Genomic DNA, 1,241 nt, shown 5'->3' on the forward strand with positions numbered 1-1,241 from the left:
CAAGGGCAAGATATGGCCTATTTCAAATTGGTCACCCTTTTAGATCAATACGCCCTGTTGGATAAGCAGATCCAGGAGATCGAGGAAAAGCTCAGCTTCTATGCCCGTCAGCTTTCTGATTTCGAATGGATTACATCTATCCGAGGGGTAAGTGAGAATCAGGCAGCCGAGCTTCTTGCCGAAACCGGACCACTTCCGCAATATGGTCATCCACGCCAACTCATCAAATTAGCGGGATTGACGTTGCGGGATAACTCTTCTGGTGACCGAGAAGGCGAAAAACGGCTGTCGAAGCGAGGGCGAAAAGCCCTCCGAGCGCTTCTGTTCAGGATGGTGACCACCATTCTTCCAAATAATGAAGCGTTCAAGGATATCTACCAGTATTATGTGAACCGGCCCGAAAATCCGCTCAAGAAGAAGGAAGCGATGGTGGTATTATGCCGGAAAATCCTGCAAGTCATTTACGGGATGAGTAAATACCAATCTCCTTTTGACGCCGAACAGATGAGACGAGACCTTTCGAGTCATCTTCCAGCGAAGCAAGTGGCGTAGCGTTCTCGCGTCCCTGGGCATGACAATAAAGATGATCCGGAGAAGCCGCCAAACTGAGACATACGACTTCGAGTCCAAACAGGAGCATCATGCGGCCTCCGCCTTAGAAAGAGACCCAATGAAGGAAAGCATGCGCACGACGCCAAGAGACCTGGGAGGGTACGTCCTTCTAAGATATGCGGAGATCCAAAGGGCATCGGAATACGCTTTTCCGTTAACAATAAATTGTTAGCGACCGCAACGTGTCAGTGTTATTACCATTTTTTTCCTTTAAGAAAGATTTCTGTCGTTCTTTAACTACAAAAAAATTTTATAAAAGAATTATCACATTCTAATCACTGGTATATCAACCTTTCCGGAGGGAGCCGCCAAACTGAGACATACGACTTCGAGTCCAAACAGGAGCATCATGCGGCCTCCGCCTTAGAAAGAGACCCAATGAAGGAAAGCATGCGCACGACGCCAAGAGACCTGGGAGGGTACGTCCTTCTAAGATATGCGGAGATCCAAAGGGCATCGGAATACGCTTTTCCGTTAACAATAAATTGTTAGCGACCGCAACGTGTCAGTGTTATTACCATTTTTTTCCTTTAAGAAAGATTTCTGTCGTTCTTTAACTACAAAAAAATTTTATAAAAGAATTATCACATTCTAATCACTGGTATATCAACCTTTCCGGAGGGAGTCTA

General features: G+C 45.9%; 1 protein-coding gene. It reads left to right on the top strand.

All coding sequences use genetic code 11. The features are described 5' to 3' along the window. The coding region (locus J2Z82_RS19295; protein WP_209482417.1) for a transposase at nt 1–552 on the top strand (552 nt) is incomplete at its 5' end. Nucleotides 553–1,241: the final 689 nt, after the last annotated feature.

The sequence above is a fragment of the Virgibacillus litoralis genome, assembly GCF_017873675.1.
In the GTDB taxonomy this organism is placed as follows: domain Bacteria; phylum Bacillota; class Bacilli; order Bacillales; family Amphibacillaceae; genus Lentibacillus; species Lentibacillus litoralis.